Below are 24,512 nucleotides of genomic sequence, written 5' to 3'. Positions count from 1 at the left end.
TACACCATCAACGATGCTGAAGGCAACGTCTCCGAGCCGATCACCGTCAACGTCGATGTCAATGCCATCGATGATACCGCCCCAAATGCACCAAAGGTACTGATTGTTGATGACAGTAACCCTGTTATCGGTAATACAAATCCTGGCGATGGTTGGTTAAATCCTGATGAAATAGTCAGTGGTGGCGCGAACATCCAGTTAAAGGTGGAAGTTGATCATACAGACTTATTAGCAGGCGGTTCAGTTTCTCTCAACATCACTAATGGCACCTCCATATCGACTGTTGTTCTTAGCTTAAGTGCTACTGGAGAGTTGATTGTTACAGGTGCGTCTTCAACCGCTACCAGCCAATTTAGTTACGATAATGGAGTGATTACGTGGTCTGAAGAGACACCAAATGAAACATCAAGCATTACTGTTGAAGCGACTCAAACTGATCTTGCTGGTAACGAGTCCGGCCCTGGAAGTGATACGGCAGCGATCAACACTGTCGATGCCAACGATGATGCTCAAGGTAGCTCATTTAGCGCCAGTGCTAGTTCTAGCGATAACTGGGGGACCGAAAATGGCACTCAAGAAAATCCACTATTTACTATCAGTGCGATAAATGCAGATGGCTCAACAGGCGTCGTCAACTACTCAAGTGACGCTAATAAATTAGGCGTTTCAGGCACCCCAAGAACAAGCGGTGCAACAGAAAAACAGATAGAGTTCAACGCTGAAACGGGTCAATCTGAAGGATTAGTCTTTAGCTTTAATGGCCTAGTCAATAAGGCAACCTTTAATGTAAGCAACATGTTCCATACCGAGGAAGGCGGTGAACAGGGCGTATGGAAGGCTTATTATCAAGGCGAACTCGTTGCAATGGAGACTTTCAAGACTGAAGGCAGCAATAGCGGCGAGTTCAGCATAGATACCGGCAACTTGGTATTCGATACGTTAGTATTTGAAGCAACTTACACTGTAGATGAAGAGTCCCAGGCTAATCCTGGTGGAGATTCATCTGACTATTACCTGACTTCAATTGTCGTTTCAGGTCCTGAATTAGGCGGCGATGCACTAGTCGTAAATGAAGGCGAAGTACTAACCGCATCATCTATCGAAGAGGGCTTATTATGGAACGATACCGATTTAGACCATGATACTAATGGTCATAACCATCAACATACTGACTCTTTCTCTATCACGGCAGTTAATGGTCAAGGGATCCAGGCTAGTAGCACAATTATCTTAGATAGTGGCGCAAAGCTCACAATCAATGCTAATGGAACTTACAGCTACGATACCAATGGCGCCTTTGCATCTCTCGCCGCAGGAGAGGTTACTAAAGAAACCTTTACCTACACCATTACCGATGAGCACGGCGCGACTGATACCGCCACTGTCACCATTAATATTATTGGTACCAATGACGCTCCAGAAGCGTTTGCTAATCGCTACCAAGTTAATGAGAGCGAAACCATTACTGGTAACATCATCACTGACGATAATGATAATGACAGTACAAATGGCAGTGGTGTTGACTCCGATATCGATGGCAATCCTCTAAGCATTACCCATATCGATGGCGTAGAGCTGACATTTGTTAATGGCACAGCAACTGTGTCTGTTAAAGATGGCAGCCTAACCATCAACCAAGATGGTAGCTTTAGCTATACCCATGATGGCTCGCAGACTGTACCGACTAGCTTTACCTATACCATCAGTGACGGCCAGGGTGGCAGCGATACGGCGAGTGTAAACTTCGATGTAGTGCAGACTCGAGATTACGGTTTTGTGGGCGGTACCGACGGCAACAACACTTTACAAGGTAGTGATAACCACGACATTATCGTTAGTGACACTAGCGGCTTACAGATTGTTGCTGGTGAAGATTATAATCTGGCCTTTATCCTCGACTCTTCTGGCAGTATGTCTGACGAAATCACTCAAGCAAAAACGCAATTAACCACTGTTTTCAACACGCTATTCAATAGTGCTAATGGCGAGCATGCTGGCACAGTCAATGTGCTGTTTGTTGATTTCGCAGCAAATACTAAGACAAATATTTCAGTCGATTTATCTAACGGTGATTCTCAAGCGGCACTTACGCAGTTACTCGCAGCGGTTAATGCAGTTAGTGCAGGCGGAAACACAAATTATGAAGCATCATTTGAGAGCGTCATAGAGTGGTTTGATAGCGCCGACATTGCTGGTAATGGTGCCAACAACCAAACATTCTTCATTACAGACGGCCAACCAACAACGCATACTCATAGTGAAATAGATACTCTATATGTTGGAGTAGATTCTCAAACGGGTAACTTCCTAACTTTAAGTGAAGTACTAAACGCTAACTCTTATAGTTTTGGTGACACTATCACGTTAAATGGCAAGGTGTTGGTCGATTCTGACGGTAATGTATATTCAGTCTATACCGATGTTCATGAAAAAATAGGCAGCATCGAACAAGATGGTAATACATTGAAATATGACGACGAGCACAGTGATTTAGGCTTGCATCAATTCAGTCTATTAAATGCAGTTTCTATTGTTAATGCCATTGGTATTGGAAGTGGTGTTACAACTGATGTACTTAAGCTTTATGACACAGACGGAAACGTTCAGGCCGCTGTTGATGTCAGTAATCTTGCAAGTGTTATTTTGGGGAATACAGTCGAACTAACTCAAGGGCGAGACGACGCACTAGGTGGAGAAGGCAATGATATTATCTTTGGCGACCTTGTCCAATTAGATAATATTACTGGCCAAGGATTTACAGCCTTACAGAACTATGTAGCAATAAAAACCGGAACAGATACTGGCAGTATTGACTTGCAAGATATCCATAGTTACATCAGTACTCATATTGATGAATTTGATATATCAGATGCCAATGATGGCAACGATATCTTAAACGGTGGTGAAGGTAACGATACCTTATTCGGTCAAGGTGGTAATGATGAGTTAATCGGTGGTCTGGGTGCAGATACGATGATTGGCGGTCTAGGGGACGATGAAATGACAGGTAATGAAGGAGCGGATACGTTCGTTTGGACCAGTGGTTCAGTAGATGGCTCTGATACCACCGACCATATTACCGACTTTGACTTAGCTGAAGATAAGCTTGATTTAAGCGATATCCTGCAAGGTGATACTGTCAGTGAACTTGCTCAACACCTGAGCTTTACAGATGAGAATGGCTCTACCAGTATCAATATTGATACTGATGGGGATGGCGGTTTTGATCAACACATTGTGCTCGATGGTGTCGACCTAATTGGTCAGTTCGGTAGTAATGAGGCCGACATTATATCTGGACTATTAGGTAGTAATGGAGACGGCCCACTTATCGTCAGCACGTCATCTGGTGCCGCAGCGACTCAGGCGGTTAATGGCCCCGAACCTTTAGATGAACAATTGAATCCAAATAGCTTTGCTATGCTGCCATAGAAAAGAAGCAACTTAGTGGCCAGTGGCAAAACTGGTCACTATGTTCGATACTTTTAATAATAAATATAAATAATAAAATCTTAAGGATAAGTCCCCAAGGTGTCAGTTTCAGATTCTAAGAACACTGAGCAATGGACGATTTCAGCCTCTCAACGAGTGATGGTCGACCCACTGCTAGACAGTTTAGTGTTACTCACCGAGCATTTCGGTAGCCCGTGCTCCAGCGACTCGCTGGCAGCAGGCTTGCCTATGCAAGGACACGTATTAACACCAGAATTATTGCCTCAAGCTGCCAGTCGCGCCGGACTAGCGGCTAAGTTGTCGCGCAAGGGATTAAACGAAATATCCCCTATCCTGCTGCCCTGCATCTTATTGCTAAAAGACAAGAAAGCCTGCTTACTGCGTGAATTTGATATCGAACAAGATAAAGCGGTTATCCAGCTACCTGAAACCGGCGGCAAAGAAACGCTTTCGATTGAAGAGCTCGAAGCACTCTATGTGGGCTATCTGTTTTTAGTGAAGCAAGAATATCGTGGTGATATGGGCTTAGATGTTCATCTACACGAGAACAAATCCCACTGGTTACTACAAACAATTAAAGACTCAGCCCCCATTTACCGAGATGCCCTTATCGCATCGGTATTGGTTAACTTATTTGCCCTAGTGTCACCGTTATTTATTATGAATGTGTACGATAAAGTCGTACCGAATTTGGCATTCGACTCTTTATGGGTACTGGCGATAGGTGCCGGTATTGCTTATATTTTTGACTTAATCATGCGCCAATTAAGAAGCTACCTTATTGACGTTGCAGGTAAGAAAGTTGACATCATCGTATCGTCTCGGCTTTTTGCCAAGGCCATCGGTATCCCACTAGAAAAGCGCTCGCCTAGCGTCGGTGGCATGGCCAAGCAGCTCGGTGAGTTCGACAGTATTCGCGATATCCTCACCTCTGCGACCATCACAACCTTGGTCGATCTGCCTTTCGCGCTGTTTTTCTTAACCATTATCTATCTTGTTGCCGGCGATCTCGCCGTTATCCCGCTTATCGGTAGCTTCATCATTATTGGCTATACCTTGATTATGCAGCCAAAGCTTAAGGCTGCAATTGACGAGAGCAACAAGTTTTCAGGCCTAAAGCACGGCCACTTAATCGAGTCACTAGCCTCAATTGAATCGATTAAATCCAGCGGCGCCGAAGGTCTAGTGCAGAAAAGCTGGCAACAGATGATTGGCCATACGGCGAACTGGCAACTGAAATGCAAAAAAATAACTACCTCTGTGACCAATGTGGCGACATTTGTAGTGCAAACCTCCGTTATTTTTGTGGTAATTTTAGGGGTATACCGAGTCTCTGAAAATGAAATATCCATGGGTGGCATCATTGCTGCGGTGATTTTATCTAGCCGCGCAATTTCTCCCATGGCACAACTTGCAGGCCTAATGACCCGTGGGAATCAAACTGCTAGTGCCCTGCGTCAACTTGATGAGCTGATGACGCAAGAAGATGAATTTGAAAACAAAGGCCACCTTGTTAGTCGACAACGTTTATTAGGTCAAATAACCGCGCACCATATCGGTTTTAGCTATCCCGGTTCAGAGCGCCCCATACTGCACCCATTATCGATAAATATCGCTCCCGGTGAACGTGTAGCGATCATTGGTCGCAACGGTTCCGGTAAAAGTACCTTAGCCAAACTATTAGTCGGCCTATACCAGCCAACTAAAGGCAGCTTAACCTATGACGGTATCGATTCTGCGCAGATCCATCCTAGCGACTTAAGACGAAACTTCGGCTACTTGCCGCAAGATATCACTTTGTTTCATGGCACGATTCGCGACAATATTTTATTTGGTACCCGCCAAGTATCTGAGCACCAATTGATCCGAGCCGTGCAGCTTTCTGGAGTGAATTTATTTACTAACCTAGAAGCCGAAGGCCTAGATCAGCAAGTGGGTGAAGGTGGCCGAGAGCTCTCTCGCGGACAGCGACAAACCATTGCCCTAGCCCGTGCAACATTGAATGACCCGCCGGTATTGTTAATGGATGAGCCAACAGCGAGTCTCGATGCTCGAGCAGAGAAACAGTTTATTAATGCTATGCATAATGTCAGTAAAGACCGCACCCTGCTGCTTATTACCCATAAGATGCACCTACTCAACCTCGTCGATCGCATCATAGTCCTGGATCGTGGCCACATTGTTGCCGATGGCCCTAAAGCCGAGGTGCTTAAGAAGCTTAATGACGGCTTATTAGCGGGAGCAGCAAAGTAATGAGTAAGCACTTAACCACGCATGATTTAGAGATGGTCGATGACGTTTACGGTGCGATGATGACTGATGCACCAACCAGCCATAGATTAATCATTTGGGCACTATCTGCATTGGCCATTACCTTTCTAATTTGGGCCTATTTTGCAGAACTCGATCAAGTGACCACAGGTATGGGCAAAGTTATTCCCTCTTCCCAAGTGCAAGTTATTCAAAGTTTAGATGGCGGGATCTTACAAGAGATGTACGTCCAAGAAGGCTTCATCGTCACTAAGGGCCAGCCTCTAGTTCGCATCGATGCAACCCGTTTTCAGTCTGATTTTGCCCAGCAAGAGCAAGAAGTCAATAGCTTACAAGCTAACGTGATCCGTTTAAATGCAGAGCTCAATAGTATCACTATCTCAGCAATCACTAATGACTGGCGCGAGCAGGTAAAAATTTCCCCTCAGGCTTTAATATTCTCGTCAAATCTAGAAGAAAACGAGCCTGAACTGACAAGCCGTCAACGTGCAGAGTATGTAGGTCGTCTCGATAACTTGAGCAACCAACTCGAAATTCAAGCAAGACAGATCCAACAACGAAATCAAGAGATCCAAGAGCTAGCGTCAAAAATTAGAACTCTCACAACCAGCTTCCAATTGGTGTCACGAGAACTTGAGCTCACCCGGCCGTTAGCAGAAAAAGGCATTGTGCCTGAAGTCGAGCTATTAAAGCTACAACGCGTCGTCAACGATATTCAAGGCGAGCTATCTTCACTGCGCCTGCTGCGTCCTAAAGTAAAGTCCACCATGGATGAAGCAATTCTTAAAAGGCGCGAGTCAGTGCTTATATACGCGGCAGACACCCGCGCGCAACTAAACGAGATGCAAACAAAGCTATCACGCATGAACGAGGCGCAAGTCGGCGCACAAGATAAAGTCAGCAAAGCCGAGATAGTCTCACCAGTCAATGGCACAGTCAAAACAGTGCATATCAATACCCTAGGTGGCGTCGTTCAGCCCGGTGTAGACATCATAGAAATCGTGCCATCTGAAGACAAGCTATTGATTGAGACTAAAATTGTCCCTAAGGATATCGCATTCCTACATCCAGGTTTACCCGCTGTAGTCAAAGTCACCGCTTATGACTTTACCCGCTATGGTGGCTTAAATGGCGTAGTCGAGCATATCAGTGCCGATACCACTCAAGATGAAGAGGGAAATAGCTTTTATATTGTGAAAGTTAGAACAGAGTTTTCTAGCTTAACCAAGGACGACGGCACCCAAATGCCTATCATACCAGGGATGTTAACCTCGGTTGATGTCATTACAGGGCAAAGATCCGTTTTAGAGTACATACTTAATCCAATATTACGGGCTAAAGATACGGCGCTCAGGGAGCGTTAAGCCCGATAAAAAACGACCAGGAGGGGTTAACATGGATAGCAGCACAATACGGCAGTTAAAGCGCAGTGCACTCGCACTAGCTGTCAGCGCGCTGATAATACCGGCATCAGCTTCTAGCCAAACGCTAGAGCAAGCGGTAGCACACACACTGGATACCAATCCAGAGATAAAAATAGCATTCAACCGCTTTAAAGCGCGAGAAGAGCAAGTCAATCAAGCTGTAGCGGGCTATATGCCTACGGTTGATATCAGTGCAGGTTATGGCTGGGAGCAAACCAATAGCCCATCGACTCGTCGACGTGTAAATCAAGGCGATGTAAATAGCGATGGTGTCATTGAACTAGATCGCGGTGAAGCGGGTTTTAGCATCAAGCAGATGCTGTTTGATGGTTTCTATACTAGCAGTGAAGTTGATAGATATAGCTTCGAAGCGAGTGCTGAACAATGGGCGCTCTTTGCTGCAGCCGAAGATATGGCGTTAGATGTATCAAAAGTCTATATCAACTATATTCGTAGCGAACAGGTACTGACTTTGGCGGAGAAAAACCTTCAAAGCCATAAAGATATCTATGAGCAAATTAAGCAACGTACCGATTCTGGCCTAGGCTCTACGGCAGATTTATCGCAGGTCACTGGCCGCTTAGCGCGTGCTAACGCTAACGTTATCTCTGCACGTAACAATTTTTACGATGCTAAATCTCAGTTTGTTCGCATCGTTGAGCAACAACCTGAAGACATGATAGTACCAGTACCTGATGCAGACATGCTGCCTGCAGATCTTAGCACCAGTATTATGATGGCCCAAGATAACCACCCTATTCTTAAGTCTGCAACTAGCGATATCAATGCAGCCGAAAATGAGAAAGATTCCGCTCAATCAAATTACTACCCAAAGGTTACCTTAGAGCTTGATGGTAATTGGAACAACAATTTGGATGGTGAAGACGGTATATCTGGTTTAGGTGCTTTCCAAACTGATGTTGGAGGCCATAACAATGACCTCGTTGCCATGGTGCGCCTCAAGTACAACCTATTCGCCGGTGGTCGCGATCTCGCTCGAGAGAAAGAAGCTGCGTATAAAGTGGGTGAAGCGAAAGAGATCCGCCAACGTGCCCACAGACAAGTAGTCGAAGGCGTGAATTTAGCCTGGAATGCCTACGAACTGCTGACGCCACAAAAAATGTATATCCGAGAGCACGTAATAGCAGCCAAAGACACTCAAGTCGCTTATAGCCAGCAATTTAACTTAGGTCAGCGTAGCTTATTAGATCTGCTCGATACAGAGAACGAGCTTTTTGAAGCCAGAAAAGATTACTTAGCATCTGAGTATGACGAAATCATTGCCCAGTATCGTGTATTAAATGCCACAGGCCAGTTACTCAACTCACTGCGCGTGACCAGACCTGATGTTTGGCAAGGTGAAAGAGACTACGAAGGAGGAGTCCCACAATGAAGACCATAATATTTTTATTAAGTATCGCCATTCTTGGCGGCTGCTCAATGCGTGACATTGCCACTATGGATCAACCAGCAACGCAAGTTAACGATCTTAGCGATGTAGACCATGATGGTGTTATTGTTGCCAGAGAGCGCTGCACAGAAACAACATTAGGTGCAACGATTGATAATTATGGTTGCGGTAAGATCAAGCCGATTAATGAGCGTCAGGAGCTTAAAGTTCTGTTTGCCAATGACTCTTACTATATCGACCCTCAGTATTATCCACAGGTCGAAGTTATCGCAACCTTTATGCGCGATTACCCGAACACCCAAGCTGTCATTGAGGGACACTGCAGTAAGACAGGAAGCCATGAGCATAACCAAACACTATCTCAAAACCGTGCCAATGCAGTCAGTTCTTTGCTTGCTGAGCGTTTTGGTATTGATTCAGGTAGGCTTAGTGCTATAGGTTATAGCTTCGATCGCCCGATTGACCCAACTCACACGGCATCGGCTCATAAGGTAAATCGTCGTGTTATCGCTGAACTTACAGGTGATGACACCACTGCAGATATGAAGTGGCACATCTACACGGTAGACCAAGAAGTTAAGTAGTAGCAATAACGGAGCACCATGGTTGGCAGACTTTATCAATTAAAAAGAATACGAAAAGTCTGCCAATTCAAGTTGACGGTATTAGCTCTGTCCGTCTCTTGTCTTTATGCTACTCCGGTTCAAAAGTTAGATGCGGTCCATATTACCCAAACAATTGAGTCGCAATATGGCGAACGTGCGGGTAAGAGGATTAGGGCATGGTTTAAGATTTTAGATGAAGCTAAGGACTTACAAGAAAGCGATAAGATACTGATGGTTAATAATTTTTTTAACCTATTTCATTTTATCGATGACATAAAACTTTGGGGAAATAAAAACTACTGGGCAACGCCCATGGAGTTTATTGGAGTCAGTGGTGGCGACTGTGAGGACTTCTCAATCGCAAAATACTTTACACTGCTTCAACTCGGTGTTTCTGAGGATAAATTGCGCATTACCATGGTTAAAGCAACCAGCGTAAATCAGTACCATATGGTACTCGCCTACTATGAAACCCCCTCTTCAGTCCCCCTCGTTTTAGACAATCTTGATAAACAAATTAAGCCCGCGACTCAAAGAAAAGACCTGCTACCTGTCTATAGTTTTAACGGTCGACAGCTGTGGCTAAATAAAGAAAAAGGACGAGGTGTTCTAGCAGGTTCCTCATCTAAACTTGCAAAGTGGAATGACCTAAAACATCGCTTGGGTGTAGAACGCCTTAATCAACCCAAGATAAAACTGGAGTAGTTAACAAGATGACACTGTTTCGACAGATATACACACTACTGTTTGTGCTGTTTTTGTTGGTTGTAGCAAGCTTAGGCTATGTGCAGTTTACTGAAACCCAAAGCTTTCTCAGCAAACAGATGGAATCCGATCTCAACAATACCAGTCACTCACTCGGTATTATGCTAGTACCCGATCTCGAAGCGGGTGACATTGTTGGTGCAGAAACACTAATCAATGTGATTTTCGAAGGAGGCTACTATCAACAAGTTAAACTCACTTGGCTCGTCGATGGTAAACAACAGGTATGGGAAAACCCAGTCACAATTGAGGGCGTTCCCCAGTGGTTTATCGACTTAGATCTATTCAAAACGATTAAACGCGAAAGCACAATAACCTCAGGTTGGATCCAGTTAGCCCGCCTTGAAATCACTGCTCACCCAGGGTTTGGCTACCATGAGCTTTGGCGTACGATGACCAACGCCATCATTGTTTTTTCCATTCTATTTCTTTTTGCAATCATCTTTGCCCGTTTAGGCCTAACCTGGATCTTAAAGCCGCTACATGACATAGCACAGCACGCGAAAGAGATAGCTAACCGCAAATTTGGCCCTGATATGAAGCTGCCTAAAACAGCAGAGCTAAAGTCTGTCGTGCAAGCGTTTAATAGCATGTCTGAGCAGCTAAAACAGATCTTTAATTCACTCGATGAAGAAGTGGGTGAATTGAGAAAGAAAAACCTTATCGATCAAGTATCGGGTCTACCTAATCGCCAATACATGATGGGGCGCTTAAATAGCTGGCTGAGTGAGCCTAAAAGCGGCGCGTTAATGATGGCCAAATTTGATTGGCTGGAAGAAGTACACAGTAAATACGGTTATCAGGTCCGCGACGAAACCATCAAGTTGTTATCAGACAAAATGAAGCAACATTTAGAGGGTGTAACGCCTTCAGTGATCGCACGTATTGCAGCTTATGAATTTGCCTTTCTCATCACTAGTTCAGAGCATGAACAAACCAGTAAATACCTACAAACCCTGATCCGCACCATTAATCAAGAGATTTCAAAGGCGGGTTGTAAACCCAATGAAAGTTTTGCCATTGGTATTGCCGAGCGGAATGGCCAAATGTCTGTTACCGATATCTTAGCGCAAGCTGATAATGCACTGCAGAAATCGTTACAGGAAAACAAGGTGTTCCATTGGTTTGAGACCAATGAAAAACAGCTATTCACTCGAGAGCAATGGCGAGAGCATTTGAGTAGCGCGATCACCGAAGGTAAATTCAAGTTTAAATGGCAGCCTATTTTACTTAATAACACCGACTCTATTTTACAAAGAGAGCTCTATTGTCAGTTACAAATAGACGACAAGATGGTCCCTGCGGGGCAATTTATGCCCTACGTTGAACTCCTCTCGCTGGGTAGTCTGTTAGATAAGTGCTTGATTGAGACACTCCATAACAAGAAGCTACTTGAGAGAAACTTTGAGCCAATTGCGATTAATTTAACTTTCCAAAGCATCGGTGACCCTGAGTTCCATAAATGGCTTAATAAATTCCTACGATCATCGCCACTACGTGAACGGATCTGTTTTGATATACCTGAAGCTGCTGTTTATAGCGACGCTGAAGCCTGTCAGGCGCTTTGCGCTGTCATTCGGGATAATGGAGCTCACTTTGGTATTGATCACTTTGGTCGCCAGTTTGGCTCGATGTCGTACTTACAAAACTTACGCCCAAGTTACGTCAAACTGGATCAATCTTTCGCTTATTACGATGACAGTGAGCACAGCAGTGAGCTATGTCGCGCACTCATTAACGTGGCGAAAGGACTAGATATCGAAGTGATAGCGACGGGAATAGAGGAAGAAGCGCAGCTTAAACGCTTCAAACCATTAAAGACTAACGCTTATATGGGCTTTATCTCGCCGCCCATCGCAGTCGAATAGCATCGATAGTTAAAGATGCATTAGATAAAAATGAAATAGTTAAAAGGTCTCTTAGGAGACCTTTTTTTCTTTTAAAGGTTAAGGGATAGGAAAAGGCTAAGACGGTAAGAGCCGAAACTGCCGGAAAAGATAGGTCCTAGGTCCTAGGTTCTAAAGAATCTCCCCTAACCTTCCATTTTCTAATTCGTTAACCTGAGATATCGTTCTCAGTTTCATTTATAGATCTTAGGTTCTAGGCCCTGCTTTGCTGTCTTTGCCTCAGTGAGCTTGCAAACATTCCGCTATCCGTCAGCGAAGCGTTCGTCTTAGCTTTAGGTTTCCTAGGATCTTATTTCAAAACCTCATTGACGGGCTAAAGCCCGACCTACAATAACCAAATCTTGTCCGGCCTTTCCGTCAGTGAGTTTGCAAACGTTGCGCTATCCGCCAGCGAAGCGTTCGTCTTAGCTTTAGGTTTCCTAGGATCTTATTTCAAAACCTCATTGACGGGCTAAAGCCTGACCTACAATAACCAAATCTTGTCCGGCCTTTCCGTCAGTGAGCTTGCAAACATTCCGTTATCCGTCAGCGAAGCGTTCGTCTTAGCTTTAGGCTCTCTAAAACCTGATATCAAAACCTCATTGACGGGCTAAAGCCCGACCTACAATAACCAAATCTTGTCCGGCCTTTCGGTCAGTGAGCTTGCGAGCGTTCCGCTATCCGTCAGCGAAGCGTTCGTCTCAGCTTATGCTTTCCTAGGATCTGCTTTTCCAACTTTACCGTCAGTGAGCTTGCAAACGTTGCGCTATCCGCCAGCGAAGCGTTCGTCTTAGCTTTAGGTTTCCTAGGATCTAGTACCTCTCTCAGCTTTTCCTAGGACCTTTTTAAAAACGAAAAAAGCCTCTTGATTTCTCAAGAGGCTTTTCGAAAAGTGGTCGGTGATAGAGGATTCGAACCTCTGACCCTCTGGTCCCAAACCAGATGCGCTACCGGGCTGCGCTAATCACCGAAAATCTTTTATCTTACTTAACTTGCTAAATATCGAGTAAACTCGTTATTTATATATATGGTCGGTGATAGAGGATTCGAACCTCTGACCCTCTGGTCCCAAACCAGATGCGCTACCGGGCTGCGCTAATCACCGAGTCTTAGATGTTTAAAGAGGGTCACCCTCTGGTCCACTTCTTAACACAATCATGATATACTACCAAGTTGCGCTAATCACCGAGCCTTTACTACTTTTAAAACGTTAGGAAAATGGGGTGACTGATGGGGTTCGAACCCACGACAACCGGAATCACAATCCGGGACTCTACCAACTGAGCTACAATCACCACTGATATTTCCTACTAACAAAACTGCCGTTTCCATTCTGGTGCACCCAGAAGGATTCGAACCCTCGGCCTCACCCTCCGGAGGGGTGCGCTCTATCCAGCTGAGCTATGGGTGCCTGCCTTGTTAGCGGGACATATAGTAGGTTTAAAACGCCCATCCGTCTACACTTGTTTTGCTTTTTTTATGGTTTTTATGCTCGTTCGCTCAAGAATTGAGTGATCTGTATAATTTTCTGTCACAACCCACCCAGAAGCGTCAAAATAATGACTTGGATGTGAGCTTATTTCATGTTATCAATATGGATTAGTCTAAATCCTAACCAAATTATAAAATAGCGATTGGCGGAACGACAATGTTTAGGGAACAAACGTCTCAGTCTAAAACCACACTGAGGTTACATAAAAGGATTACTCGCTTAAAAGCCTTGGCGCTGAAATATAAGCGGGCGGAGATCACTCAAAATGCATTGTTAGATATTTCTAACTTTGCGGCGAGTGTTACCACACCAGCAGAATTTTATTCATCACTACATCAGTCGATCAATAAGCTGATCCCTGCTGACAACTTTTTTATCGCCACACTGAATTCCACAACAGGACGAATCGAAGTCCCATTCTTCCTCGATGAAAAAGATCTTAACCCGAATGACTGCTACCCCGAAGAAGATCTATCCGATACTTTATACAGCGGTTTAACTGGCTATGTGCTCAAAACTCAGCAACCATTAATCTGCAACGATGAGACCTTTCAGCTGCTTATTAAGTCAAAGCAGATCACTGCCCGTGGTAGTGATTGTCATCAATGGATTGGCACACCTATCAAAAGTGCCGACAGCACCATAGGTGTATTAGTAGTACAGAGCTATAGTCCAAATATTATCTATAGCGAGATGGAGATAGAGCTAATGAATTTCATTAGTCACCATATCTCAGGCGTTATTCAGCGTTTAGAAAACCAAGAGCAACTAGAACGAGCCATCGAGGCTCGCACAAAAGAACTCAGTATTGCCTACAACAAGCTCAAGCAAGAAGTGTACGAGCGCCGTAGAGCAGAGCGATTGCAAAAATCATTATTTGAGATTGCAGATTTGGCAAACGCCAACATCGACAATCAAGAGTTTTATGGCGAAATACATCGCGTCATTAGTCACCTACTGCCAGTTAATAACTGCTTTATTTCATTACTCAACGAACAACGTAATGCGTTGAGCTTTCCATACTTCGTATCCCAGCTTGACTTACCTGCACCTAAGTCGCGCATATTAAGCGATGGCTTAACCGAATATATCTTGCTGAATCACAAACCCAGGCTACTTGATAGCAATGATATTAACGCACTCATTCAGTCTGGTGAGCTCTACAGTGAAGCGCCTGAACTGAATGACACCCATGAGATTAATCAATGGATTGGTGTGCCACTCGTCATCCAAGGAGAAGTCCGAGGTGCACTGACGATTTACAGTTATAGCTATAATCAGCATTACCAAGAGAAAGACTTAGATCTACTGACTTTCGTCTCCCAACATATTTCAACTGCGATAGAAAAGAAGCTCTCAGCAGAGTCACTTAAGCTCAGTTATGAACAACTCGAAGATAAGGTCAATCAACGAACACAAGCATTAGCAAGTGTAAATAACGACCTCGAAAAAGAGATAGGACAACGTAAACGTATTGAGCATCAATTAGTTCACGACGCTAAGCATGACAATTTAACTGGTTTACCCAACCGCTCTATGTTTATGGATCGCCTAACTCAAGCCATAAAACATGTTCGTAGACATAGCTTAGAAAAGTTTGCAGTACTGTTTATCGATATGGACAGGTTTAAGCTACTTAACGATACTTTAGGCCATCTTGAGGGCGATCGATTTTTAATTGAAACGGCCAAGCGGCTGAACCTGTGTATCCGCAGCAATGACATGTTAGCCCGATTAGGCGGGGATGAATTTGTTATTTTTCTCGATAGCATTAATGACCAGCAAGACGCTAAAGATGTCGCAGAGAGAGTGCTTGCCGAATTGTCTCGCCCATACCAACTGGTTAATCAACACTTCAATTCAAGTGCCAGTATAGGCTTGGCGATGAGTGGCCAAAACCGTTCCGATACCAGTGAGTCGATATTGCGCGATGCCGACACCGCCATGTATCAAGCTAAATCGCAGGGAAAAGGCTGTTACGTCATATTCAATCATGGTGTAAACCAACAGCAAATCAAAGATATTAGACTCGAAAATGAACTAAAAAGTGCAATGAATAATGGCGAGTTGCAATTAAGCTACTTGCCGATAATGGCGTTAGAGACTAAACAAAATATCGCTTTTGAACCGAGATTATTCTGGCATCACCCAAGCTTAGGCAAAGTTAAACAGGCGCAGCTAAATAATATTGCCGAGCACTGCAATATGGTTATTGAACTCGATAATTACCTACTGCAACAAGTCAACAAAAGTGCAGCGCATATGCGCCAAAAACATGGTGAGAGTTTGCAGCTACAACTCTCAATATCAAGCCAACACCTAAACCATAAGCACGCCCTAAGAGCACTTAAAAACAAGCTTAAGCAGTGTAGCTTCGATACCAATAAACTAACGCTGTTTTTTAATGAGAAGTCTTTCGTGCAGAACACCAATAACCACATTAGCGCATTCGAAAGCCTCGCCACTCTTGATATCAATTTGGGTATAGAAGCTTACGGTAGTGCTCATAGCGCGGTTAGCAGCCTCACCTTCCTCCCCATACAAGCGCTAAAGCTCGACTCAAGTTATGCTGATCATCTTGATAGCACTCAGCATGTGAAGTTAGTTAAAGCGTACTTTAGCGCCGCACAGGCCCTAGAACTCGATGTGTTTGCGGTTGGAGTGAGTAGTTTGCAAGACTGCCAAATATTACAAGATATCGGCTTTAGTAAAGGTCAAGGTGTCGCACTAGGACAAGTGATTGAACTAGAGCTGAATCAAAAAGCGACTAAAGTGTGCGCATAACACTGATACCAACAGGTACAGCCCATGCGCACAGCGATTCATTAGCAGCAAAAACGCCATTACTTGTTTTTAAACATATCTCTTAAGTTAGCAATATTAGCCTTACCTGATTGCTGCATCTGCTCTGCACTTTGAACTGGTTTACGATTTTCCCAGATCAAGTCATCTTGAGGTAACTCCATCAAGAAGCGACTCGGCTCACAACGGATCGTTTCGCCAAACTGGCGGCGCTCACGGCAAATCACAAACCACAACTCTTTCTGCGCTCTGGTGATCCCCACGTAGGCTAAGCGTCGCTCTTCATCTACGTTATCTTCATCAATACTGCTTTGATGCGGCAAAATACGCTCTTCAGCCCCCACCATAAACACATAAGGGAACTCCAAACCTTTAGAGGCATGCAGTGTCATTAGCTGCACCTGATCGCCGCCTTCATCTTCGCTATTACGCTCCATCATGTCGCGCAGTGTCAAACGAGTCACAACCTCTGGTAATGTCATGCCCTCATCAAGATCATCGCCTTGCAGCATCTCGGTTACCCAACGATACAGCTCAGAAATATTCTTCATACGCATTTCAGCAGCTTTAGCGCTAGTACTGCTCTCGTACAGATAATCTTCGTAGTTAATCTTACGGATCAGCTGCTTAACCGCTTCAACAGGGTCACCACGTTCGGCGCAGTCGCCCATTTCAACCACGAAACGACCAAAATCATATAAACTCGACATCGCCGCTGGCGGTAATTCATGATTTAAGTCGGCCTCGAAGATCGCCGCAAACATAGAGATCTGTTTCTTGTTGGAAAAATTACCTAAGCGCTCAAGCGTTGCCGGACCAATACCGCGCTTAGGCAGGTTAACAATCCGCAAAAAGGCATTATCGTCATCAGGGTTCACCACTAAACGTAAGTAAGCCATGATGTCTTTAATCTCGGCGCGGCCAAAGAAAGACGTACCACCGCTGATCTTATAAGGAATACGGTTAGTCATCAGCGCTCGTTCGAGTAAACGTGACTGATGGTTACCCCGATACAAAATGGCATAATCACCGTAACTTGTTCGGCCAACAAACTTATGGCGGATCATCTCGGCAATCACTCGCTCTGCTTCTTGCTCTTCATTGGCCGCAATTAATACCCGTATTGGCTCGCCATAAGCCAGTTCACTGAATAACGCCTTTTCATAAACGTGAGGGTTATTAGCAATCAGGATGTTGGCAGCGCGCAAGATACGTTGACTCGAACGATAATTCTGCTCGAGCTTAATCAATTTTAATTTAGGGAAGTCTTTACCCAATAGCACCAAGTTCTGCGGCTTAGCGCCACGCCATGAATAAATCGATTGGTCATCGTCACCTACCACGGTAAAGCGCGCACGTTCACCCACAAGTAGCTTCACCATCTCATACTGACTGGTGTTGGTATCTTGGTACTCATCCACCAGCATGTATTGAATACGAGTTTGCCAGCGAGTGCGTACTTCTTCATTCTGTCTAAGCAATAACGTCGGCAGTAAGATCAAGTCATCGAAATCGAGTGCGTTATAGGCCTTCATATGTTGGGCATAGCGCTGATAAAGCAGGGCAAACAACTGTTGTTGTTCATCCTTCGCAAGTTTGCGAGCTTGCTCAGGAATAACAAGATCACCTTTCCAATTAGAAATGGTGCTGGCTAATGACTTAAGCAGATCTTTATCTTCATCTAACTCGTCTTGAGTCAGCTCTTTTAGCAGAGCAAAGGTATCTTGGTCGTCAAACAGTGAGAAGCCTGGCTTTAAGCCCACAACTTTATGTTCACGCTTAATGATCTCAAGGCCTAAAGTATGGAAGGTTGAGATCCATAACCCACGCGCTTCTTTACGTCCCATAGACTTCGACACACGCTCTTTCATCTCGCGCGCCGCTTTATTGGTAAAGGTTACCGCTGCGATATTGCGGGCTTTATAGCCACACTTTTCCACCAGATAAGCAATTTTATTAATAATTACTCTGGTTTTGCCACTACCAGCGCCTGCAAGTACTAAGCAAGGGCCGCTAACATAGTGAACAGCATCATTTTGTCCGGGATTGAGCTTCATGGGTGCGTTATAACCAAGATATTAAGGAAGGCGTTAAAGTAGGAATGATAGCAGAAAGCCCCCTGCAAGCGGAAAAGTTATCGACAATATCTCCGCTCTGTCTATTGGCAACTCTATTTTTCATCAATGTACTTATGAGCTTATTCACATTGCAGACGACGTTATTTGCGCTTCTCTATTGCCAAGGTTTTGGATGAAGATTACACTAATGAATGAACGTTCATTCATTTTAGGCGGTATCATGCACAATAAGTACGATCTTATTCTTCGCGCAGCTGAAAAAATTATCGCCACAGGTGGTATTCAAGGTCTATCAATGCAGCTAGTTGCGACTGAAGCAGGCGTAGCCGCAGGCACCATTTATCGCTATTTCAAAGATAAAGACCAACTTATCTTAGAGCTAAGAAAAGATGTTCTTTCGCAAGTTGCGACCGCCATATTGGAAGACAATCAAATAGGCACGATTGAGCAAAGATTCAAACGTATCTGGATGAAAATGTACAACTACGGAAAACAGCCCTCTCCAGCCAATTTAAGCTACGAGCAATATGCCAATCTTCCGATGATCAATACCCAAGAGATCCGCCAGTTGGAGATGCAGCTTTTCGCGCCACTGCAGCAACTATTCGAACAGGGAAAAGCCCAAGGGTTAATCCAAGCATTACCTCCACGCATGCTTTACGCATTAGCAATGGAGCCCGCGATGACGATGGCACGATCTTGCAGACGCGGACTTATTGAATACCAACCGAAAGATATTACTCTCGCCTGTGATCTATGCTGGCGAGCTATCCAAATTCCAACAACATCGACAATCTAAAGGAGTTATCAGGACATGAAAAAGTGGACACTGGTGATGATCATCATCGCAGTACTGGCCTTTGGTTCAGTCATTGGTTTTAATCTTTTTATAAAAGGTAAGATCGCCACCGCCATCGCTAATATGCCTGAAGCAGTGGCCCCTGTAACAGTCGTGGATGTCACCGAAAGTCAGTGGCAACCAACGATTAATGCCATTGGATTTGTCGAACCTAATCAAGGGGTCACCATCTCTAATGAGTTAGCAGGTGTTGTTTCAGCTATTCGTTTTGAAAACGGTAGTAAAGTTGAAGCGGGACAAATGTTAGTGGATCTCGATTCTCAGGTAGAAAAAGCCAACCTAAAGAGCAAGCAAGTGCAGTTACCTGCCGCAGAAGCTGACTTTAAGCGCCTAAGTAAGCTCTACAAGCAAAACTCGGTTTCAAAGCAAGATCTTGATAATAGCCAATCTAAATATCTAACTTTAATGGCCGATAGCGAAAGCTTGAGCGCAACCATTGGTCGCCGTCAAATTAAAGCGCCATTTGCAGGTTTAATCGGTATTCGTAACGTCAACCTAGGTGAGTATTTACAAACGGGGTCTGATATCGTCCGTCTTGAAGATATCAGCAGCATGAAAATTCGCTTTACCATTCCGCAAACCCAACTCCCCCGCATAGCAACAGGGCAAAAGGTTCACGTTTATGTGGATGCCTACCCGACGCTGCCATTTGAAGGCGAAATATCTGCAATCGAGCCAGCGGTATTCTACCAAAGCGGCTTGATCCAAGTGCAAGCGCGGATCCCTAATACCGACGCAAAACTTCGCAGCGGCATGTTCGCTAAAGTCGATATCATGTTGCCAGAATTAACCCAGCAAGTTGTATTACCGCAAACGGCTATCAGCTTTACGCTATACGGTGATTCTGTCTATGTAGTTGAAGAGGTCACAGAAAATGGCGAGCAAATTAAGCGCGTAAAACAAGTAAACGTAAAAATACTTGAACGTGACGATATTAATGCATTAGTCAGCGGCGTGATTAAACCAGGCGACGTTATCGTTACCTCTGGTCAGGTTCGCCTGAGCAACAACAGTAAAGTCAAAGTGACTGAGGACGATGCACTCACCCCTCCAGCCACATTACCACAGCTGTAAGCGGAGGATTTGGCGATGCGCTTTACTGATATCTTTATACGTAGGCCGGTACTGGCCGTCTCAATTAGCTTCCTGATCTTGCTGCTCGGCTTCTATGCTCTCAAAAGCATGCAAGTACGGGAATATCCGGAAATGACGAATACCGTAGTCACGGTCACCACCAGCTACTACGGTGCAGATTCAAATTTAATTCAAGGCTTTATTACTCAGCCACTAGAACAAGCATTGGCCCAGGCCGACAACGTTGACTTCATCACCTCAGACAGTTTTTTAGGTAGCTCTAAAATCTCTGTTTATATGAAGCTCAACACCGATCCCAATGGCGCCTTGGCCGATATTTTGGCAAAGGTAAACTCGGTACGCTCTCAGCTACCGAAAGAAGCTGAAGATCCAACGGTAGATATGTCGACAGGGGCGCAAACATCAGCCCTCTACATCTCTTTCTACAGTGAGCAGATTAATTCAAGCCAGATCACCGACTATCTAGAGCGTGTGGTTAAACCAGAGCTATTCACTATCGATGGCGTAGCTAAAGTTAACCTGTATGGCGGTATCAAGTACGCGATGCGCATCTGGTTAGACCCGGCACGTATGGGGGCATTCAATCTATCTTCAACCGATGTGATGAGCGTCCTGCAGGCCAACAACTATCAGTCTGCGGTTGGCCAAACCAACAATACGTTTACCTTGCTCAATGGTACCGCTGACACCCAAGTCGCCACGGTTGCAGAGTTAGAAAAGCTGGTTATTGGCAGTAAAAATGGCATGGTCATTCGCTTAGGCGACATTGCCGATGTGAACCTAGAAAAGAGTCACGACGTTTATCGTGCACTAGCAGATGGACAAGAAGCAGTAGTCGTGGGGCTTGACGTTACCCCTACAGCTAACCCGTTAATCGTCGCTGCCGATGCGCGCGCTATGATGCCACAGATCACTCGCAATCTGCCTATTTCGATGAAAGCGCGAATTCTGTATGACTCATCACTCGCGATTGACGAGTCGATCAATGAAGTGATTAAAACCATTGGCGAAGCTGCACTGATCGTTATCGTGGTTATCACCCTGTTTTTAGGCTCGTTCAGAGCCGTTATCATTCCAATTGTCACCATCCCATTGTCGTTAATCGGTGTTGCTATCATCATGCAGATGTTTGGCTTTACCCTCAACTTAATGACACTGCTAGCCATGGTACTTGCGATTGGTCTAGTGGTGGACGATGCCATCGTGGTCGTAGAAAACGTCGACCGGCATATAAAACTCGGTGAAACACCCTTTAGAGCAGCGATTATTGGTACTAGAGAGATCGCGGTGCCGGTTATTTCGATGACCATTACTCTTGCGGCCGTTTACGCTCCTATCGCCTTAATGGGCGGCATCACCGGCTCCCTATTTAAAGAGTTTGCCTTAACGCTGGCAGGTGCGGTATTTATCTCTGGTATCGTAGCGCTAACCTTGTCACCTATGATGTGCTCGAAGATCTTAAAACCACATTCGAAACCTAACCGTTTTGAGCATGGTGTAGAGTCCTTCTTAAATGGCTTAACCAGCCGCTATAACAGTATGCTGACCGCGGTACTCGATAAACGCCCTGTAGTGATAGCCTTTGCCGTTATTGTATTTGCCTCACTGCCGGTGATGTTTAGCTTTATTCCATCTGAGCTAGCCCCCAACGAAGACAAAAGCGTAGTGATGATGATGGGCACCGCACCATCGAGTGCCAACCTTGATTATGTCCAAGCAAACATGACGTTAGTGACAGATATTATCAGCGCGCAACCTGAAGCCGCAGCATCTCTGGCCTTTGTCGGCGTACCCAATGCCAACCAAGCTTTCGGTATCGCACCGCTTGTACCTTGGAGTGAACGAGATAAGAGCCAAAAGCAGATGCAGGAGTTTTTTGGCAAAGAAGTTAAAAATATCCCTGGCATGGCAGTAACTACGTTCCAGATGCCGGAGCTACCGGGAGCGTCGAGTGGACTTCCCATCCAGTTTGTCATTACCAGTTCAACTTCGTTTGAAAGCTTATTCCAAATTGGTTCGGGTGTGCTTGCAAAAGTGCAAAAAAGCCCACTTTTCGTCTACTCAGAGGTTAACTTAAAGTTCGACTCAGGCTCAATGAAGGTCCATATCAAACGAGATGTTGCAGGTGCTTACGGCATCACGATGCAAGATATTGGACTGACATTGACCACCATGATGAGTGACGGCTACGTCAACCGCATCAACTTAGATGGTCGCTCTTATGAGGTGATCCCACAAGTTGAGCGTAAACTGCGTGCTAACCCAGAAGCGCTTGCAGGCTACTACTTAACGGCTGCTGACGGTCGTTCTATTCCGCTATCTAGCTTAGTCGATATCGAAGTCGTGTCAGAGCCACGCTCACTACCGCACTTTAATCAGATGAATGCGATTACAGTTGGTGGTGTTGCTGCACCTGGCGTTGCCATTGGTGATGCGATTGCCTTCCTAAAGAATATAGGCGACAACGAACTACCTAAAGGTTATAGCTATGACTTCCTAGGCGAAGCACGCCAATACGTTACCGAAGGCACCGCGCTTTACGCCACCTTCGGTTTGGCACTGGCCATTATCTTCTTAGTGCTAGCGAGTCAGTTTGAGAGCCTTAGAGATCCACTGGTGATCTTAGTCTCGGTGCCACTCGCCATTAGTGGCGCTTTGGTTGCTTTGGGTTGGACCCATGTTTTCGGCTTATCGTCGATGAACATCTACACCCAGGTGGGACTCATCACCTTAGTCGGTCTTATCACTAAACACGGTATTTTGATGTGTGAGGTGGCAAAAGAGGAGCAGCTACATAATGGCTTAAGTAAAGTCGATGCCATTAAGCACGCTGCAACTATTCGTCTGCGTCCAATCTTAATGACCACGGCGGCGATGATAGCAGGTCTAATCCCACTGTTATTTGCCTCAGGAGCGGGTGCTGTCGCCCGTTTCAATATCGGCCTAGTGATTGTATCTGGGCTAGCCATTGGTACTGTGTTTACCCTGTTCGTACTACCTGTAATTTATACCTATCTTGCAGAGAAGCACCAACCTCTACCCGTGTTTGATGAAGCAATAAACACTACTGAAGAGACAAAAGCACACGCTTAGTATCTAAGCGTTAGACTCTGTGTATCTAGTCTTAAAGAGCCTGCGTTAATCGCAGGCTCTTTTTATGCTATTTTTTATACTATTTTTTATACTAATAAGTTACCCCAGTAAAAGCTGGTGATTATTTTGGCAATATCAATTGCCTCAGGTACAATCAGGGCATACAAAGTATTAAGCACTAGAGCGGATACAGACAATGATTAACCCAAAAAAAATCGAAGAAGTCGCTAAGCAATTGAGCGAAAACCTTCCTAGTGGATTAAAGCAATTTGCAGGCGAGTTTGAAGAACGTAGCAAGCAAGTTTTGCAAAACCAACTTCAAAAATTAGACGTGGTATCGCGCGAAGAGTTTGAGGTGCAGCAGCACGTTCTGATCAAGACCCGCGAGAAGCTTGAAGCACTTCAAGCTCAAGTTGACGCACTTGAAGCTAAGTTAAACGCAGCAGACTAATACAGCTAAACTGGCTTAGCGCAGGCTCACAACGAGCGGCGAAATCAGTAATATTCTAAAAGAGCACCTTTTCAGATGCTCTTTTTTATTTATATTCTTCATCCATTCTAAGATATCGCCGCAAGTACTCCGCGTTACAGAACCTAAGATAAAGCATGGCTAGGCGTACAGCCGAGCAGTTGCTGGCGTAACTCACAATTAGACAAAAGTTTGTCGGCGCTTGCCGCTGAGCTAAATCTAAAGCCAAATCAATCAAACTTCGTTTGATAAAGGTCGTGAGCTTCCAGCTCACACACGGGCAAAAGGGGGACAACAGCTTCCCCCTCTTGCATCACCCGAGCCGCCCCGACGAAGTTACATGCATTAGATACGGGCCTCACACTTATGGATAAATAGCTAACGCTTCCGATGGGGCATCCTCCCCCGCGAAAGCTACGCCGACATCCATGTCGGCATCACGCGATTTCTTCAACGTACTTCGGCAACTTCGATGGGGAATAGGTGTTTTCTGTGAGTTTGTAATGAGCTGAGAGCTTTTAGTTATGGCTAAAGCCACAATCTTATTTAAAACTCATTTTTGGACAAAGGCTACTCACCACGAAGAAAGGCAATAGCTTAAGCCGTTAGAGCCTTTTATCTTTACCTTCGTGTTCTTCGTGAAAGCGCAGCGCTTCGTGGTGAGATTAGTGTTTTTTAAAAAGTATGCTTATACGATACTTTCAGCGTTCGCTACTCGTTATTGGACAAAAACTATTCACCACGGCGAATATGGCGAAGCCATGTGCTAATAAGCGAGAGCTAGGGATAGCGAACTGGCCGTTAAACAC

Annotated in this window: 13 protein-coding genes and 4 tRNA genes; 12 read left to right on the top strand and 5 right to left on the bottom strand. The window is 44.9% G+C overall.

The window, feature by feature from the left end:
* From ACVBIL_RS18770 to ACVBIL_RS18740, 7 genes are all read left to right on the top strand, one after another.
* Nucleotides 1-3,432: Ig-like domain-containing protein (locus ACVBIL_RS18770; protein WP_447168460.1), on the top strand; the 3,432-nt coding region annotated here is incomplete at its 5' end.
* Between the two features lie 159 nt (nt 3,433-3,591).
* Nucleotides 3,592-5,706, top strand: coding sequence for a type I secretion system permease/ATPase (locus ACVBIL_RS18765; protein ID WP_447168461.1), 2,115 nt, complete (start codon nt 3,592-3,594; stop codon nt 5,704-5,706).
* Nucleotides 5,706-7,088: an HlyD family type I secretion periplasmic adaptor subunit gene (locus ACVBIL_RS18760; protein WP_447168459.1), complete on the top strand. Its 1,383-nt coding sequence runs from the start codon at nt 5,706-5,708 to the stop codon at nt 7,086-7,088. The genes ACVBIL_RS18765 and ACVBIL_RS18760 overlap by 1 nt, the downstream gene beginning before the upstream one ends.
* A gap of 31 nt (nt 7,089-7,119) precedes the next feature.
* On the top strand, nt 7,120-8,541 hold the full coding sequence (locus ACVBIL_RS18755; RefSeq protein ID WP_447168458.1) for a TolC family outer membrane protein: 1,422 nt from the start codon (nt 7,120-7,122) through the stop codon (nt 8,539-8,541).
* Complete coding sequence (locus ACVBIL_RS18750; protein ID WP_447168457.1) at nt 8,538-9,143, top strand: OmpA family protein; 606 nt, start codon at nt 8,538-8,540, stop codon at nt 9,141-9,143. Before ACVBIL_RS18755 ends, ACVBIL_RS18750 begins: the two co-directional genes overlap by 4 nt.
* Before the next feature lie 18 nt (nt 9,144-9,161).
* Complete coding sequence (locus ACVBIL_RS18745) at nt 9,162-9,869, top strand: transglutaminase-like cysteine peptidase (protein ID WP_447168456.1); 708 nt, start codon at nt 9,162-9,164, stop codon at nt 9,867-9,869.
* An 8-nt stretch (nt 9,870-9,877) separates the two neighbouring features.
* Nucleotides 9,878-11,797, top strand: a complete 1,920-nt coding sequence (locus tag ACVBIL_RS18740) for a bifunctional diguanylate cyclase/phosphodiesterase (RefSeq protein ID WP_447168455.1) — start codon at nt 9,878-9,880, stop codon at nt 11,795-11,797.
* Between the two features lie 911 nt (nt 11,798-12,708).
* Here the strand turns inward: ACVBIL_RS18740 and ACVBIL_RS18735 are convergent.
* The 4 genes from ACVBIL_RS18735 to ACVBIL_RS18720 all read right to left on the bottom strand — a co-directional run bounded on the left by ACVBIL_RS18735 (nt 12,709) and on the right by ACVBIL_RS18720 (nt 13,226).
* Nucleotides 12,709-12,785: transfer RNA gene (locus tag ACVBIL_RS18735), tRNA-Pro, on the bottom strand.
* Nucleotides 12,786-12,843: 58 nt separating this feature from the next.
* Nucleotides 12,844-12,920: transfer RNA gene (locus ACVBIL_RS18730), tRNA-Pro, on the bottom strand.
* 114 nt (nt 12,921-13,034) lie between these two features.
* A tRNA-His gene (locus ACVBIL_RS18725) sits at nt 13,035-13,110 on the bottom strand.
* Nucleotides 13,111-13,149: 39 nt separating this feature from the next.
* Nucleotides 13,150-13,226 (bottom strand) — tRNA-Arg (locus ACVBIL_RS18720).
* A 237-nt stretch (nt 13,227-13,463) separates the two neighbouring features.
* Here ACVBIL_RS18720 and ACVBIL_RS18715 point away from each other — a divergent pair.
* Entirely contained in the window at nt 13,464-16,091 is a 2,628-nt protein-coding gene (locus ACVBIL_RS18715; RefSeq protein WP_447168454.1) for a diguanylate cyclase domain-containing protein, read from the top strand.
* A gap of 59 nt (nt 16,092-16,150) precedes the next feature.
* Here ACVBIL_RS18715 and rep read toward each other — a convergent pair whose 3' ends face one another.
* The gene (gene rep / locus ACVBIL_RS18710) at nt 16,151-18,166 is read right to left on the bottom strand and encodes a DNA helicase Rep (protein WP_447168453.1); all 2,016 of its coding nucleotides are present in this window, start codon (nt 18,164-18,166) and stop codon (nt 16,151-16,153) included.
* Between the two features lie 193 nt (nt 18,167-18,359).
* Between rep and ACVBIL_RS18705 the strand changes: the two genes are divergently transcribed.
* From ACVBIL_RS18705 to ubiK, 4 genes are all read left to right on the top strand, one after another.
* Complete coding sequence (locus tag ACVBIL_RS18705) at nt 18,360-18,986, top strand: TetR/AcrR family transcriptional regulator (RefSeq protein ID WP_447168452.1); 627 nt, start codon at nt 18,360-18,362, stop codon at nt 18,984-18,986.
* A gap of 15 nt (nt 18,987-19,001) precedes the next feature.
* Nucleotides 19,002-20,120 carry an efflux RND transporter periplasmic adaptor subunit gene (locus ACVBIL_RS18700; RefSeq protein ID WP_447168451.1) on the top strand — a complete coding sequence of 373 codons (1,119 nt, stop codon included), beginning with the start codon at nt 19,002-19,004 and terminating at the stop codon, nt 20,118-20,120.
* Nucleotides 20,121-20,135: 15 nt separating this feature from the next.
* Nucleotides 20,136-23,234: a multidrug efflux RND transporter permease subunit gene (locus ACVBIL_RS18695; RefSeq protein WP_447168450.1), complete on the top strand. Its 3,099-nt coding sequence runs from the start codon at nt 20,136-20,138 to the stop codon at nt 23,232-23,234.
* A gap of 196 nt (nt 23,235-23,430) precedes the next feature.
* Nucleotides 23,431-23,685 (top strand): ubiquinone biosynthesis accessory factor UbiK, encoded by a 255-nt coding sequence (ubiK, locus tag ACVBIL_RS18690; RefSeq protein ID WP_202286714.1) that lies wholly within the window; start codon nt 23,431-23,433, stop codon nt 23,683-23,685.
* Nucleotides 23,686-24,512: the final 827 nt, after the last annotated feature.

This window comes from Shewanella sp. 125m-7 (assembly GCF_052977045.1).
Note: the sequence above shows the minus strand (reverse complement) of the source record. Positions and strands in the feature narration are given on the sequence as shown.